The organism is Mycoplana azooxidifex (assembly GCF_014196765.1).
In the GTDB taxonomy this organism is placed as follows: domain Bacteria; phylum Pseudomonadota; class Alphaproteobacteria; order Rhizobiales; family Rhizobiaceae; genus Mycoplana; species Mycoplana azooxidifex.
In genome coordinates this window covers 501,593-515,054 of sequence record NZ_JACIEE010000002.1, presented here as the reverse complement: position 1 = coordinate 515,054, position 13,462 = coordinate 501,593, and the positions used below count along the sequence as shown (strand labels likewise).

The window sequence follows — 13,462 nt, the reverse complement described above, 5'->3', positions numbered from 1 at the left end:
ACCGTTTTTCGGAGACAGGGATCATGCAGGTGCCCCGCAGACACGTATGGCCAAGCGCATGAGACGGCTTCTGCTGGCAAGCCTCGCCCTTTGCTTTTCAGCTTTGGCGACCGCGGCGGCAACGCTCGACACGATTGCGGAGCGTGGAACCGTGCGTATCGGCTACATCTCCGACCAGGCGCCTTTTTCCTCCGGCCAGCCGGGGGCCGAACCGGTGGGATATGCCATCGACCTGTGCGGCAAGATCGCCGACGAGATCGAACATCAGTTTCCGCAACTGAAACGCGAATATGTTGGGATGACGCTCGCCAACGGCTTCGATGCAGTCAAGAATGAAGATATCGACCTGCTTTGCGGTTCCATTACCGTGAACTTGGAGAGGCGGGAAATCGTCGATTTCTCACAACCGATCTTTCTCACCGGGGCGAGCGCGCTGCTGCGCAAGGATTCACCCGACTACCTGCAGACGCTCTTTCTCGACGGACCCGCCGTTCACGCCGTCAGCGAGCGCGTTGCCACAAACGTCATCGGCATGCGCGCAGACACGACGACGGCAGCGACACTTCGCGAGGCACTTGCAATCCAGGAATCGAAGACACGGCTTGACGATTTCAACACGCATGAGGACGGGCTCAAGGCGCTGGAGGACCGCAAGATCGATGCCTACATCGCCGATCAGGTGCTGCTCATCAGCCTGGCCAAGCGGGCGCGCGATCCGTCCTCGCTCAAGGTCGGTGATCGCCTGCTCACGCATGAACCCTATGCGATCGCGTTGCGTCGCGGCGACGCCGACTTCCGCCTGCTGGCAGACCGCGCGCTGACGGATTTCTACCTGTCGGACGATCTTCTGCCGCTGTTGGAGACCTATTTCGGAGCCGAAGCGCCAATGCTGCACACGCAGATCATCATGCAGCACGTGCCATAGGTCGTGTGTGCGGACGGAAGCCGGTTTGCCTGCACAGTCTTCGGAGCGTGTCCGCGAAGGGCCCATCGCGGGCGACCGGCCGTCCGGTATCTGCTCGTCTCACCAAGCTCGAAAGCACTGCCCGATACCGCGGGGCAAGCCCACTCATGCCGTGTGATGGGAAGGTCATGATCTCATCTGCGTCAACATGGCTGATGTTGTATGCAGCAGTGTTGAGGTAGTGCTGCCTCACGATAGATAGTAATAGCCTGGAAATATCCGAAATGTGGGATTGGTTCCCTATAGTCTTCTTTCCGCTCAAGATCCTCGTGTTAGGCACGGGCATGTTCTTCGCCATCAAGTGGCATCACGATCAAGCGAAGAAGAAATAGCGGAACCAGCGGACCGTAAGCGCCCGCCAATTGGAGAAGCGCCGCCCATTTAGTCCGCTCAGGGCCAAAAGCGGCCATGACGGCATCTGCTGCCGAGTGGCGTAGATTTCCGGCAGGGGCACAGCAGGCGGAATGCCTCGAGGACCGGCGTCCCCGGCGTCCACCGCAAACGTCGGTTCCGGTCAGATGTTGGGGATGCGGAGCAGGGTCTCGATGCCCTCGGCGCGCACCGGCTTGCTCAGATAGTAGCCCTGGATCTCGTCGCAGCCGGCGCCGCGCAGGAATTCCAGCTGCTCGCGGGTTTCCACGCCCTCGGCGATCACCTTCAATTGCAGCGTATGGGCGAGCGAAATGATGGCGCGGGCGATCGCCGCGTCGTCGGGGTCGTCGGGCAGATCCTGCACGAAGGAGCGGTCGATCTTGAGGCGGTCGACCGGGAAGCGCTTGAGCGCGCTGAGGCTGGAGTAGCCGGTGCCGAAATCGTCGATCGCCAGGTGCACGCCCAGTGCCTCCAGCCGGTGCATGAGGGCGACGGCCTGCTGCACGTCGGCCATGATCACGCTTTCGGTCAGTTCCAGCTCGAGATAGCGCGCCTCCAGCCCGCTCTTCCTGAGTGCTGAGGCCACGCGCTCGACCCATTCCGGCTCCTGGAACTGGCGCGCGGAGACGTTGACACTGACCACGACCGGCGGCAGGCCGGCATCCCGCCAGGCCTTGTTCTGCCGGCATGCCGCCCTGAGAGTCCAGTCGCCGATCTGGCCGATCAGGCCGGTATCCTCGGCAAAGGAAATGAAATCGCCGGGCATCAGCAGCCCGCGCTCGGGATGGTTCCAGCGGATCAGCGCCTCGACGGCGAAGATATGCCCGGTCTTCAGGTCCATCTGCGGCTGGTAGTGGAGCACGAACTCCTCGCGGGCGATCGCCCGGCGCAGTTCCTCCTGGTAGCGCAGCTTTTCGTGCGCGCTCGACGCCATCTCGGCGGTGAAGAACTGCAGCGCGTCGCGGCCGATCTCCTTGGAGCGGTACATGGCGAGGTCGGCATTGGCCAGGAGCTCGGTGGCGTTGCGGCCGTGGCCGGGATATAGGGCGACGCCCATGCTGCAGGTGACCTGCACGCTGTGGCCCTCGAGCAGGACGGGATCGGCGATCGCCTTGCGGATCGATTCCAGCCGTACCGAAAGCTGCTCGCCCCTGCGACGCGGGCCGGTAAGCAGGACGACGAACTCGTCGCCGCCGAGGCGGACCAGCGAATCCTCCGGGCGAAGCTTGTCCAGCATCCGCCGGGACACCGTCTTGAGCAGTTCGTCGCCGGCGTGATGGCCGAGGCTGTCGTTGACCAGCTTGAAGTTGTCGAGATCGATGAAGGCGACGGCGATGGTGCCGTTGGCGTCGTCGGCCGCCTCGATGGCGCTCGAGATGCGCTCGTCGAGCATGCTGCGGTTGGGCAGGCCGGTCAGCACGTCATGGTGGGCGACGAACTGGATGCGGTCCTCGGCCTGCTTGCGCTCAATCGCGATGCCGGCGATGTGCGTGGCCATGCCGAGCAGCTTCTGGCAGGTGGTGGACGGCAGGCCCGGCGTGCGCCCGTAAAGCCCGAGCGAGCCGAGCACCTGGCCCTGATAGGAGTGGATCGGCGCCGACCAGCAGGAGCGAAAGCCGTAGGGGACGGCCAGGTCGCGATAGCCTTCCCATAGCGGATCAGTCTCGATGTCGGCGACGAACACGGGCTCGCCGCGCCACATGGCGGTGCCGCAGGAGCCAACCGCCGGGCCGATCGGGATGCCGTCGATGCGGGTGAAGCAGTTCGGGTCGAGATTGGGGGCGGCGACGTGCCGCAGGCAGTTTTCCTCCGGATCGAGCAGCAGGACGGAGCCCGTGACATCGGCGATCTGTCCCTCGATCAGGTGAATGAGCGCGGTGAAGACATCCTTCAACGGCGCGCCGACCGCGATCATCTTCAGAAGCTCCGCCTGGCCGAGATGCAGCTGCTCCTGGCGCTTGCGCTCGGTGATGTCGCGGGCGACGCCGATGATGCCGACGATCTCACCCTGCTCGTTGCGCATCGGCAGTTTGGAGGTGAGCAGGCATTTCAGCCCGCCCCGGCCGTCCGGGATCTTCTCCTCCATGTCCAGCATCGGCTCGCCCGAGCGCATGATCTCCTGCTCGATCTCGAAGAACTGCTGCGCGAGTTCGGGCGGAAAGAGATCGAAATCGGTCCTGCCGGTCAGGTCCGTCTCCTTGTACAGGTCGGAGATGACGGCGCGGTTGGCCAGCAGGAAGCGGCTGTCGCGATCCTTGAAGAAGAAATAGTCCGGCGCCTGGTTGATCATCGCCTCCATCCAGTAGGCGCGACTGTGCGGATCGCCGGCGATGGGAAAACGGCGCGCAGCCTCCGCCATCAGCCGCTCGCTCGCCGCGAGCAGGCGCGATGTCGGATCTATCGTCTCGCCTTCCGGCGGCGACAAATTTTCGGACAGCTGCATCCGCAATTCCCCAACCTGCCTGCCTTGTGCCTGGCAGGGCTTCGTCGTTGCAACCCAAGGCTACACTCCAGACCGTTATCCAAAGCTGAATCCATTCGTTCCAATGCCGGATATCCGGCGACTTCCGCTCCCAAACGGCACGGCGGCCGGGCCGGTCGAAGCGGCCGGCCGGTGCCCCATTTTCGCAAGCCGTCCCGCGATGGACACGCCCTCCGGCGGCGGACCGTCCTGATTGCCCGAAATCCGTGTCATTTCGGCACAAAACAACCTGGCACGGTTCCTGCTCCCTGTAGGCCAAGGAGCAGAAATGGTTACCAGACGCTTAATAGTCTCTTCGATCGGCCTGGGGGTGCTCGGCGCAGCCGTGCCGGCGCGCGCCACGAGCGTACCTGCCGCAATCGAGGTCGACCTGCGCGGCGCCATCGACGCCTCGGCGCACGGCGTGCGGCCCGGCGGCGGCGACCGCAAGAGCAGGGCCTTCTCCAGGCTGCTGAAGGAGGCAGCCGAGAAGCAGGTTCCGGTCTTCCTGCCGCCCGGCGACTATGTCGTCTCCAACATCGACCTGCCCGACAACACCCGGTTGACCGGCGTTGCCGGCGCCACCCGGATCCTTTACGGCGGCGACGGCTACCTGTTCGCCTGCCAGGGCGCCGGCAGCATCGTGCTCGAAGACCTGGTGATCGACGGCAACAACCGCTGGCTCGACGACACGGTGGAAGGGCTCGTCCATCTTTCCGCCGCCACGGACGTCAGGATCGAGAACTGCGAGATCAAGGGTTCGTCGAAGTCCGCGCTCTACCTGGAGCACTGCGGCGGCCGCATCGAGAAGAACCGCATTTCGGGGGCTGCCGACCATGCGATCTACGCCATCGAGAGCACCGGGCTTTCGATTACCGCCAACACCGTTCTGGACTGCGCCAATGGCGGCATCCTCGTGCACCGCTGGACCAAGGGGCCGGACGGCACGATGGTGACCGGCAACCGGGTCTCGGGCATCGGCGCGCGCAACGGCGGGACCGGCGAATACGGCAACGGCATCAACATCTTCCGCGCCGACAACGTGATGGTGGCGAACAATCACCTCTCCGACTGCGCGTTTTCGGCCATCCGCTCCAATGCCGGCTCCAACATCCAGATCTCCGCAAACACCTGCCTCGCCTCGGGGGAGACGGCGATCTACTCCGAGTTCGGCTTCGAGGGCGCGATCGTCAGCGGCAACCTGATCGACGGGGCGGCCAACGGCATCCTGATCGTCAACTTCAACGAGGGCGGGCGGCTTTCGACGGTGACGGGCAACGTCGTGCGCAACCTGAAACTCGAAGGGCCCTACGTCCACGACGGGGCCGGCTTCGGCTTCGGCATCGCCGTGGAGGCCGACACGGTTGTCAGCGGCAACACCATCGAGAACGCACCGAAATACGGCCTGATGCTCGGCTGGGGCCCCTACATGCGCGGCCTCGTCGTCAACGGCAATCTCGTGCGCGCCACCCCCGTCGGCTGCGCGGTGACCGTGGTCGAGGGCGCCGGATCGGCGCTGGTCTCGGGCAACGTCTTCGAACAAACGCCGCAGGGCGCCATCGCCGGTTACCGCTGGAACGAGCGGGCGACCGGCGACCTTGCGGACGGGGCGGAGCAGTTCGCCCACCTCACGATCGAGCGCAACCGGACGGGATAAGCCGGGCAGGCGCTCCCGCGGCGCGCGTCTGATCGACGCGCCCGCGGTCAACTCGAATACCGGCCGCCGGGCGATCCGCCCTGCGGCCTGCGAAACTCGCCCCTTTCGGTTCCCGAACGCCGAAGGGGGCGATGGGGCGGGATGGGGAAGGTTACTCTGCGTGCCTTTCCCATCTCCGCCCGCCCCGATCTGCTCATCCCAAGCCTCCCGGCCTATGGCAAAGGCGTCGGTCCTGTGACAGAACGCGCAGCGTCGAACGGCCCGGTCATGACGATCGAGCCGCACGGCAGCCCTTGATCCGGAGCGCGCATTTTCATGTCTGACTGGAGCCTTCCCAAAGAGGAAATCATCGAGGCCAAGGCATTTATCGACATGTTCGAGGTCGCGCCCGCCTTCCTCGTGGAGACGGCCGAACTGGCCTGGATGCGCATCGGCGAGGGTTGCGCGGTATCGCTTCCCTCGGCTCCCGCCATGGGGCTGAACCGGATCCTGGCCGTGCGCGACCGCGACGATCTCGAAAGGGCTTACCAGTGGCTCAGCGGGCGAAAGGGAAAGCGCTACGTCCAGATCGACGAAGCTTCGGCGCCCACGGAGATCCTCCAGTGGCTGAAGGAACGGGGCATGGAAAAGCAGGGTAACGGCTGGGCAAAACTCACGCTGCCTGCCTCCTCAGCCACGTTGCTGCCGGCGGGCACTGTCACGACGCGCCTCGCCGGACCAGGCGATGCAGCCCTGTTCGCCGAAACGATGTGCAGGGGCTTCGGCTTCGATCGTGGCCTTGAGCCTTTCTGGGCGGGAATCATCGGCAAACCCCGATGGAACTGCTTCATTGCCTGGCTGGACGATACCCCCGTCGCCACAGGAGCGATGTACATGGACGATGGCTACGCCTGGCTGGGCGGCGGCGCGACCATTGCGGAATATCGCAACAGGGGTGCGCAGGCGGCCCTGATCAATGCGCGGCTCGAGGCGGGCCTGTCGCAGGGCGTATCCGTCTTTTCGGTGGAAACGGAACAGCCGGAACAGGGGCGGGAGCGTGGCAGCACGTCCTATTCCAACCTGCGGAAAGCGGGCTTCAGGCAGGTCTACACGCGTCAGAACTTTCGCCTGAAAGACTGATCCCGCCGGCTATCATGCGCTTGCTAGTGTGCGTCGTGGCTCGCGCCTGCCGCGCCTGCCGCACCGCCGGCACTGCCGGACCTGAACGCCTCCACCTCGAACTGGACGGTAATCTCCCCCGCCTTCTCGAAATTCAGGGTGGCGGGGAAGCTCTCGCCTTCCCTGAAGGGTGCGGCAATCTTCATGAACATTACATGGAGCCCGCCGGGTCCGAGCTTGACCGTCGCGCCGGCGGGGACCGGGATGCCGTCGGTCAGCTTGCGCATCTGCATGACGTCGTTCTGCAGGCTCATCTCGTGCATCTGCACGTCGCCGGAGACCGGCGAGCTGATGGAGACGAGGCGATCGGGCTCGGCGCCGTGATTGACGATGGTGAGGAAGCCGCCGCCGACCGGCTGGCCCGGCAGCGTCGCCTTGGCCGCCGGGTGGAGGATCTCGATGCTGCCGGCTTTGTATTCTTGATGTTCTTGCGCCGCCGCGCCGAAGGCCGGGGCCAGAAGCACCGGAGCCAGAAGGAGCAGTGCCGCCGAAAGGATGTTCAAGAGCCGCTTCATGTCGGAATCCTTTGTTGACCTTCCCCTCCTGGGGCCCTGGCGCGCACAGGAGCCCCATGGGGACGAAAGGTCAAGGGCGATCGTGGAGCATCGCGCACGATCGGGGAGAGCGTGACGATCACCACAATTCATCGGTGGATCACCGGCACGCGCTGTAATCCTGACCGTCGCTTGCCTATGGTGCGGCTCCAAAACGGGAGAACAGCACATGCTTACGATCTACGGCGTCTATCGCTCGCGCGCGTCGCGAAACTACTGGATGGCGGGCGAACTCGGCCTTGCCTTCGTCTCCGTGCCGGTCATCCAGGCGCGGCGGCTGGACGATCCGGCTGCGGCCGATGCGCCGCAGAACACGCTGTCGCCGGACTTCCTCGCCGTCAACCCGACCGGGCTGGTTCCCTGCATCGACGACGGCGGCTTCGTGATGAGCGAATCGCTGGCGATCAACCTCTACCTCGCCCGCAAGCATGGCGGTCCGCTTTCGGGCCGGACGCTGACGGAGGAAGCGGAGATGCTGCAGTGGACCACCTGGGCTGCAACGGAGGTCGAGCCGCATGCGGTCAAGATCATCCTGACGCTCGACGCCCATGCCGCTGCGAGCGAGCAGGGAAAGCTGACGATCCGCGCGGCCACGAAGGCGTTGAAGAAGGCGTTTGCGCTGCTCGACCGGCGGCTCGCGGCAACCGGCCATGTCGTCTCCGACCGCTTCACCGTCGCCGACCTGAACCTCGCCGAGGTGTTCCGCTACACGATGAGCCAGACGGAGCTCTTCGACGCCGCGCCGAACGTCCGGGCCTGGCTTGCCGCCTGCCAGGCGCGGCCCGCCTTCAAGGCGATGATGGAGGCGCGGCTGCAGGAGCCGGAATAGGCCCCCTGCCACTCTCGTCGCCGTCGTCGATGCCGATGCTCTCGGCGATCGCGCGGCGCATCCATTGCTTGAAGAGCGTGACCTTGCGCGGCTCGCGCACGTCCGGCGCGGTGATGAAGTAGTAGCCCATGCCGGTCTTCACCCTGATGTCGAAGGGGGCGACCAACAGGCCTTCCGCCAGCGCCCAGGAGGCGAGGATCGGCCAGGCCAGCAGCACCCCCTGGCCGGCCAGGGCTGCATCGAGGCAGAGCGAGGCGTCGCTGAACATATGGCGGGTGCGCGGCGCGGGCTGGTCCAGCCCCGCCGCCTCCAGCCAGCGGTCCCAGGTGAACTGGTCGTTCGCATCGATCACGGCCGGCATGTCGACGAGGTCGGCGGGCGTCTTCAGCCGCCCGGCCAGTTCCGGCGTGCAGACCGGAAACATTTCCTGCGGCAGCACGAATTCGGCGCGCACGCCCGGCCAGGTGCCGGGGCCGATGCGGATGCCCAGGTCGACGTCCGACCCCGACAGGTCGGCGAGCGCGGTCGTCGATTCGATCCGCAGGCTGATCTCGGGGTGGGCGGCGCTGAACTGGTGGATGCGGTGGATCAGCCAGCGCGAGGCGAAGATCGGCGCGACCGAGATGACGAGGATCGTATCGTCGCGGTGGCGGGCGCTGCCGACCGCCTCGGCAAGCTCGCGAAAACCCGCCGAAAGCTTGCGCACGAACGGCGTGCCGAAGGGCGTCGGCCGCATGCCGCGGGCGGTGCGCTCGAACACCGTGCGCCCCAGTTGCGCCTCGGCCTTGATCACCTGCTGGCTGACGGCGCCGACCGTGACGCCCAATTCGTCCGCCGCCGCCTGCAGCGAGCCGAGCCGCCCGACCGCCTCGATCGCCCTCAGGCCGTTCAGATGGATGCTGTTCAACGGGCTCATATAGTTTTTCTATAGTATTCGCCTGAACTGCTCAATTGAATTCGTTGCCGGACTGATTCAATATCGGATCGTAATCCTTTGATCCCATAGCCAACTCGCAAGACACGAGCGGCCAATCCCTTGAGAGGGAGAGGACGATGCTGAAGCTTTTCTTGAATCCTTTCACCCTTGTCGCCTCGCTCCTGCCCGCGCCCGACGACCGGGACGACGCCTGGATCCGCGATCCGCTGGCCCACCCCGACATCGAGGCGATGGACGAGCGGCAGCGCGCCGACCTGCCCTTCCACAGCCTTCCCAGGGCCCCCGACCTTTCGGCCCCTGTCGCCTGCCGGACCTGAGCCTGCCGCGGGTAGCATCCCGACGGGACGTTCGCGACAACGCGGCCGATGCGCTAGGATCGCTCCCTCGAATGGGAGGTCGTGCGATGACGGAAACGGAAACGGCAGCGCTGGCGGCACGCCTGGAGCGGCTGGCCGCGGATCTTCCCGGCGTCGAGACCGGCACCTCCTATGGTGCGACCGCACTGAAGGTCGCAGGCAAGATGATCGCCACGGCCAAGGACGCCGGGACCGTCGTGCTGTCGATGCCGCTCGACGACAAGGAACACTTCATCGAACTGGCGCCGTGCGCGAGGCATGGCTCAGGCGGGCGCCGACGAAGCTGCGCAAGCTGCTGCCGGCCGGCGACGGATAGCGGCGGATTGCCTGACGCCTCAGCCCGCCGCCCGCTCCAGCGCACGGGCAACGGCCGGGCGTTCCAGCATGCGGGCGCGATGCGCGGCGACCCTCGGAAAGCCGTCGATGTCGACTCCGTCCGGCTTCAGCCAGCCGGCGACGGTGAAGAGATAGGGATCGGCGACGCTGTAGGCCTCGCCCATCGCCCAGGGACCGGCCGGCATCGTCGCCTCGATCAGGCCGAAGCACTCGGCCATGTTCTGCGGCACCTTCGCCCGCATCGTCTCCTGCGCGGCCGGGTCGTCGGACCATCGCGCGCCGCGGCGGAAATGGGCATGGGCCACGTGGACCGTCGAGCACAGATAGGCGGTGAAGGCCTGCAATTGGCCGAAGGCGAAGGGATCGTCGAGCGGCGCAAGGCGTCTTTCCGGCGCGACCTGCGCAATATAGGCGAGGATCGCCGGCGTCTCGGTCAGGACGCCGCGATCGGTGGAAAGCGCCGGCACGCGGCCCTTGGGGTTGATGTCGAGATAGGCGGGCGAGCGCTGTTCGGAACTGGCAAAATCCACCCTCTTCACCTCGAAGGCGAGGCCGCTCTCCTCCAGCGCGATCAGCGACGCCAGCGCGCAGGTGTTCGGGGTGAAATGGAGCGTCAGCATGGCAAAGTCCTCCGGGCCGTTCGTCGTCGCCGCAACAGAGCGGATAAGACGGCGGATGGCAAGCGGGGTGGAGGAAGCGGGGGCGCCGATGTGAAGCTAAGCGGGGGCGTGAAGCGGACGAGCGGCGTGGAAAAAAGGCGCCGCTCTCCCCCTTCGTCATCCTCGGCCTTGTGCCGAGGATCTGCCTCCGTCTCATCAAGCTACTGACAAAAAAGGATTTAACTCCCATCTGGAGCGATGCGGTCAGATCCTCGGCACAAGGCCGAGGATGACGTCGTGGCTGTGGGATGGCTTGCCGATTGCCCGCGTCGACCGGCGAACCGGCTATTCCTGCGCCATGTGCATCATCTCCCAGACGTGGCCGTTGATGTCCTGGAAGCTGCAGCCGTACATCGGGCCGAACTCGATGTTCGGCTTCCATTCGCGGGCGCCGGCGGCGAGCGCCTTGGCCTTGAATTCGTCGACCTCCGCGCGGCTTGCGGCGGAGAGGCAGGTCAGCACCTGCGTCTCCTTTTCCGGATCGCCAACCTTGCCGTTGACGAATTCCTGGAAGCGGGCCTGCACCATCAGCATGACGAAGATCGTGTCGGAGACGACCATGCAGGCCGCCTGCTCGTCGCTGAACTGTTCGTTGAAGGTGAAGCCGAGAGCGCCGAAGAAACGGCGGGTGGCGGGCATGTCCTTGACGGGCAGGTTGACGAAAATCATGCGCATGCGATCAGTCCTCCGGTTTGTTGCGGCCCGCGTCTCGCGGCCGCCGATGCCACAAGGACGCGCATATAGGGCGCTAGCCGACAGGTGCTGCGAATATTTTTCCACGTGCACGTGTAGGAGGCATGCCGCGAGGCCGGTGTGTGCCGTTCCGGCTTGCGGAAAAGGGTGAGCGGCGGTTCCGGCGGAAGCAACTACCCTCCCCGTCATACCGGCCTCCGAGCCGGTATCCAGCCGCGCAAGTCCTTGCGCGAAAAGAGCATCCCCCGCGCCGCAGACGCGGCGCTGCTGGATCCCGGCTCGGGGGCCGGGATGACGGTGGAAGAGGGGCTTGGCCGGGTGTCAGATGCTGGCTGCGACAATCAAGACCACTTGCTCGGAAGCGGAGCGGTCAGACACGGCGTCACCAGCCCGAAGTCGGGGGCGGCAGCCTACCCCCTCAGCGCTTCCGTCACCCGGACGTCGCCGACGGGGAGGCCGTTCCAGTTCTTCATGGCGTGGTCGGCCTGGCGCATCAGGGCATCGGCGACCGCCGGGTCGTCGTCGAAGAAGCGGGCGAGCGTTGCGGCGACCATAGCCTCGGCGGCGCGGGTGGCGCCGTCCTCGCATTTCAGCGCGATCGCGATGCCCTTTTCGGGGACGGCGGCGCAGAAGACGCCCTCCGCGCCGGTCTTGGCGAAGATGCGACCGGGTGCGGTCTCCATCAGCCGGGTGCAGGCGCGGCGGGTGCCGGCGACATAGAAGGGCTCGGCCATGCAGGCGTCGACGAGCCGCCGCGCGGCCCTTGCGCGGGCGGGCGGCAGGCCTGTGCCCGTCGCCATCCTGGCAAAGCCGTGCGCCAGCGCCTTCAGCGGCACCGCATAGGTGGGGATGGAGCAGCCGTCGGTGCCGCAATCGTCCCGGTCGAGCGGCGTTCCGGTCAGGTGCTGCATGACGGCGCGGATCTCCGCCTGGACCGGATGGTCGTAGCCGACATAGCCCTTCGGATCGACGCCGCCGTGGCAGGCCGCGCAGACGAAGCCCGCATGCTTGCCCGAGCAGTTGTTGTGCAGCGCCGTCGGGCGATCGAGCGTGCGCGCCTGCCCGATCAGCACGGGCTGGTCGAAGGACCAGTGCGCGCCGCACTCCAGCACGCTCGCCTCCTGCCCGGCCGCGGCCAGCATGCCGGCCGCCAGCGCCACGTGCTTCGGCTCGCCGCTGTGCGAGGCGCAGGCGAGCGCCAGCTCCTTGTCGCCGAAGCCGTAGGCATCCGCCGCGCCGCCTTCGACCAGCGGCAGCGCCTGCATCGCCTTGCAGGCCGAGCGCGGGAAGACCGCGGCTTCGACATCGCCGCGGGCGAAGGCCACCTTGCCGTCGCCATCGACCGCCACCACCATGCCGCGATGGCGGCTTTCGACGCGATTTCCGCGCGTCACCTCGACGAGAACGGGGTTTTCCATTTCCGGTGCCTTCAAATTTCCGATATCGGCTGCGGTATTAGCCGAATTCTCGCCCCGACGCAGCAGTGGAAACGGAGAAGGCCATATGAAAATCGGCAGGAAATTCCTGGTCCTGTTCCTGGCCATCTACCTGGTGCCGGCGCTCGCCAGCGCCGGCTACTGGTACCTGCTGGACCGGCCGGGCTCGTGGCGCGAGGCGAACTGGTCCTCGGCCGGCATCCTGCCGCATCCGGACGACGAGCCGCGGGCGACGATCCACGTCTTCTCGGCTGCGACCGGCGGCATGAAGGGCGCCTTTGCCAGCCACGCCTGGATCGTCACCAAGAAGGCGGGTGCCGAGCGCTACGACCGCTACGACAAGGTCGGCTGGGGAAGCCCGATCCGCAAGAACGGCTATCCGGCCGATGCCTACTGGTATTCGAACCGGCCGCGCGCGGTCGTCAGCCTTGCGGGCGAGGCGGCGGCGCGCCTCATTGCGAAGGTCGAGGCGGCAATCGCCTCCTACCCCTACGCGCAAGCCGGCGGCTACCGGATGTGGCCGGGGCCGAACTCCAACACCTTCGTCGCCCATGTGCTGAGGAACGTCCCCGAACTCGGCGCGGTGCTGCCGCCGGACGCGGTCGGGCGCGACTTCCTGCCCTTTGGTACCTTCGTCGACATTGCCCCGGACGGGCGCGACATGCATGCCAGCCTGTTCGGGCTGATCGGCTTTTCCGCCGGCCTGCGCAGCGGACTGGAGGTCCACCTCGCCGGCCTCGTCGCCGGCATCGACATCATGCGGCCGGGCGTGAAGATACCCGCGCTGGGGCGGATCGGGATGTAGGGGTACTGCGGGGAAGCTCCGCTCGAGACGCGTCCATTTCTACGAGCAGGCCACCAAAAGTTCCGTCATGCCGGACTTGATCCGGCATCCAGCGCGCGCAAGTCCTTGCGCGCAGGAAGTGCACTTTCTCACGCCGCAGACGCGGCGTGGCTGGACCCCGGATCAAGTCCGGGGTGACGGAGATGGGGGCTTGCCTCCTGCGCAATCCGCCTCCGCAGCAGCCCGCGTGTTAAACGCAACCCGCA

Annotated in this window: 12 protein-coding genes; 6 read left to right on the top strand and 6 right to left on the bottom strand. The window is 66.1% G+C overall.

Annotation, left to right across the window (positions count from 1 at the left end; genetic code table 11):
- The first annotated feature begins 46 nt into the window (after positions 1-46).
- Complete coding sequence (locus GGQ64_RS05860; RefSeq protein ID WP_183800907.1) at positions 47-925, top strand: amino acid ABC transporter substrate-binding protein; 879 nt, start codon at positions 47-49, stop codon at positions 923-925.
- Positions 926-1,478: 553 nt separating this feature from the next.
- Here the strand turns inward: GGQ64_RS05860 and GGQ64_RS05855 are convergent.
- Positions 1,479-3,779 (bottom strand): sensor domain-containing protein, encoded by a 2,301-nt coding sequence (locus GGQ64_RS05855; protein ID WP_183800456.1) that lies wholly within the window; start codon positions 3,777-3,779, stop codon positions 1,479-1,481.
- Positions 3,780-4,086: 307 nt separating this feature from the next.
- Between GGQ64_RS05855 and GGQ64_RS05850 the strand changes: the two genes are divergently transcribed.
- Positions 4,087-5,454, top strand: coding sequence for a TIGR03808 family TAT-translocated repetitive protein (locus GGQ64_RS05850; RefSeq protein WP_183800453.1), 1,368 nt, complete (start codon positions 4,087-4,089; stop codon positions 5,452-5,454).
- Between the two features lie 315 nt (positions 5,455-5,769).
- A complete protein-coding gene (locus tag GGQ64_RS05845) occupies positions 5,770-6,573 on the top strand; it encodes a GNAT family N-acetyltransferase (protein WP_183800450.1) in 804 nt (267 codons plus the stop codon).
- A gap of 23 nt (positions 6,574-6,596) precedes the next feature.
- Here the strand turns inward: GGQ64_RS05845 and GGQ64_RS05840 are convergent, their stop codons facing one another.
- Entirely contained in the window at positions 6,597-7,127 is a 531-nt protein-coding gene (locus tag GGQ64_RS05840) for a copper chaperone PCu(A)C (RefSeq protein WP_183800447.1), read from the bottom strand.
- A 208-nt stretch (positions 7,128-7,335) separates the two neighbouring features.
- Between GGQ64_RS05840 and GGQ64_RS05835 the strand changes: the two genes are divergently transcribed.
- Positions 7,336-7,995: a glutathione S-transferase family protein gene (locus GGQ64_RS05835; RefSeq protein ID WP_183800444.1), complete on the top strand. Its 660-nt coding sequence runs from the start codon at positions 7,336-7,338 to the stop codon at positions 7,993-7,995.
- Here the strand turns inward: GGQ64_RS05835 and GGQ64_RS05830 are convergent.
- Positions 7,955-8,911, bottom strand: coding sequence for a LysR substrate-binding domain-containing protein (locus GGQ64_RS05830; protein ID WP_183800441.1), 957 nt, complete (start codon positions 8,909-8,911; stop codon positions 7,955-7,957). The genes GGQ64_RS05835 and GGQ64_RS05830 overlap by 41 nt on opposite strands.
- Before the next feature lie 137 nt (positions 8,912-9,048).
- Between GGQ64_RS05830 and GGQ64_RS05825 the strand changes: the two genes are divergently transcribed.
- Positions 9,049-9,249: a hypothetical protein gene (locus tag GGQ64_RS05825; protein WP_183800438.1), complete on the top strand. Its 201-nt coding sequence runs from the start codon at positions 9,049-9,051 to the stop codon at positions 9,247-9,249.
- Between the two features lie 374 nt (positions 9,250-9,623).
- Here GGQ64_RS05825 and GGQ64_RS05820 read toward each other — a convergent pair whose 3' ends face one another.
- The 3 genes from GGQ64_RS05820 to GGQ64_RS05810 form a co-directional block, all read right to left on the bottom strand.
- The gene (locus tag GGQ64_RS05820) at positions 9,624-10,244 is read right to left on the bottom strand and encodes a glutathione S-transferase family protein (RefSeq protein ID WP_183800435.1); all 621 of its coding nucleotides are present in this window, start codon (positions 10,242-10,244) and stop codon (positions 9,624-9,626) included.
- A 324-nt stretch (positions 10,245-10,568) separates the two neighbouring features.
- Positions 10,569-10,958, bottom strand: coding sequence for a VOC family protein (locus GGQ64_RS05815; RefSeq protein ID WP_183800432.1), 390 nt, complete (start codon positions 10,956-10,958; stop codon positions 10,569-10,571).
- A 428-nt stretch (positions 10,959-11,386) separates the two neighbouring features.
- Positions 11,387-12,394: an asparaginase gene (locus tag GGQ64_RS05810; protein WP_183800429.1), complete on the bottom strand. Its 1,008-nt coding sequence runs from the start codon at positions 12,392-12,394 to the stop codon at positions 11,387-11,389.
- A gap of 85 nt (positions 12,395-12,479) precedes the next feature.
- Between GGQ64_RS05810 and GGQ64_RS05805 the strand changes: the two genes are divergently transcribed.
- Positions 12,480-13,217 carry a DUF3750 domain-containing protein gene (locus GGQ64_RS05805; RefSeq protein ID WP_183800426.1) on the top strand — a complete coding sequence of 246 codons (738 nt, stop codon included), beginning with the start codon at positions 12,480-12,482 and terminating at the stop codon, positions 13,215-13,217.
- The last annotated feature ends 245 nt before the right edge of the window (positions 13,218-13,462 follow it).